The following is a 1,880-nucleotide window of genomic DNA, read 5'->3' on the forward strand; positions in this document are numbered from 1 at the left end:
TCTGTTGCGCTCCGTCTTCAAGGAATTTTGGCAACCAACCAAAATATTTTGCCAGGAATGCCGCAAAGAGCATTACGATCGGACCAGGCAGACCAACTAACTCTGCGGCTAGGTACCTAACATGAAGAATCCGATAGCTAAAATGGCTCCGGCAGCCATTTGGTAAAGATCAAGCGGTTTTTTATTTTTATCCTCTGCAAGTCCCAAAACATCGCTATCCCCTGTTTTGAGTAGCGTGCCGTTACCGGTAAGTTCTGGTTTTCTATCTCCCAGTTGTTTCAACAAGCCGGACAGGATAATAGCACACAAGCTACCCAACATGACCGCAGGAATAATCATGGCAAATTGTTCACCTTGGGTCGAACCCAAAATTTGGCTGTAGCCGATAGAGAGTGGAATCGCACCTTCACCAACGCCTCCCGCCATGATAGGAACAAGGATGTAAAACAAGGTATCATACGCAGGGATTCCCAAAGCCACACCTGTAAGCAAACCAACGCCTGTTCCGAGAATGGATCCGATCGTCAAAGGGACAGCCAATCTAACGACCGCTTTTATCATGAGTTCCCGATTCATACCAAGGATACTGCCAGCGATAACAATTGCGATGTACACATACAGGAAATTGGTATTATCCATAAAGACAGTAACGGAATCAATTGCTGACTGTGGGAGAAGATGAGCATACACCATATAAGAAGGAACAAACGTTGCCATAATTGCAGCGCCGCCGATATCCTTCAGAATAGGAATGCGCTTTCCAATTTCCGCCAGAACAAAACCATACAATACCATGACAGATACAGCCCCGGGCATATCACTACCAAGCTTTCCGGAGTTCATCAGTAGGTAGACAACAGCCATAAACGGGATGTAAAGGCCTACAGGAATGACCCCTCCAATCTTGAAGTTCAACACCTTTTGCCACTTGGGCTCTGTTCGTGGCTGTAGCTTAAGCTCTGCGGCCTCTTGTAGATTATTAGTGACCACTTGATCGCCTCCTAGATGATCAATCTGCGTTTTATTCTCGAATCAATCGCAAGCCCAGGTTTTCACAAGACTTTGTATTAAAACGTTTTCTTTTATTGGATGATTCGAGATAACTAAATTGTAAAAGGTAAATCTTAAAGTATTCTGACTAATCCTTAAATGTTTTTAAGAACCATGTGACAAAAAATATGTAAGCGTTTTCAAAAGAAGTTACGGTTGACTCATTTACTAACACAGCTTGTTTTGATGCCGCCCTTCAAAGTTATGTATTCCCTTTTATTACTAAATTAAGGATGGCTAGAGATATAATCAGCCGTAGAAAAAAAGCCCCCCGGATCCATCGGCGTGCTTTCAAGAGAACGTATACAATTGGATAGAAGTATATAGTTAATCTATCTTCCCACGGAAAAACGATACCCGATTCCCCAGACGGTTTTGATATATTTTGGATTCGTGGGATTTTCCTCAATTTTGGTCCGCAGGTGTCTGATATAGACCATAATCGTGTTATTATCGACAACCGTATCTTTCCAGATGTTTTGATATAGCTGTTCTTTCGAGAAGACCTGATTGGGGTGCTCCATAAAAAATTTCATGAGTTGTAATTCTTTTGATGACAACGCGACTTCCTGATTATTTTTTTGAAACGTATAGGTATGATGATTGAATAGAAATGGTCCCAACGCAATGTGTAAGGCTTGTTGTTTTGATTCCTGAAGCTGGCGGTATCTTTTAATCTGGTTCTTTACCTGAGCGCAAAGCACAGGAGGACTAAATGGTTTGGTAATATAGGCATCTGCCCCAAGTCCAAGTCCAATGATCTGATCTGTGTCTTCTTTTTTACCACTCAGAAAAATGATTGGCGTATGGATGCCCATATTACGCGTTTG

The 1,880-nt window shown here is 42.2% G+C and carries 2 protein-coding genes; both read right to left on the minus strand.

Annotated elements, in window-relative coordinates:
* Positions 1-108 precede the first annotated feature (108 nt).
* Positions 109-990, minus strand: coding sequence for a 2-hydroxycarboxylate transporter family protein (locus GRP75_RS25815; RefSeq protein WP_337194272.1), 882 nt, complete (start codon positions 988-990; stop codon positions 109-111).
* A gap of 392 nt (positions 991-1,382) precedes the next feature.
* The coding region (locus tag GRP75_RS25820; protein WP_160790753.1) for a response regulator transcription factor at positions 1,383-1,880 on the minus strand (498 nt) is incomplete at its 5' end.

This window comes from Paenibacillus sp. OT2-17, from assembly GCF_009827695.1.
In the GTDB taxonomy this organism is placed as follows: Bacteria; Bacillota; Bacilli; order Paenibacillales; family Paenibacillaceae; genus Paenibacillus; species Paenibacillus polymyxa_B.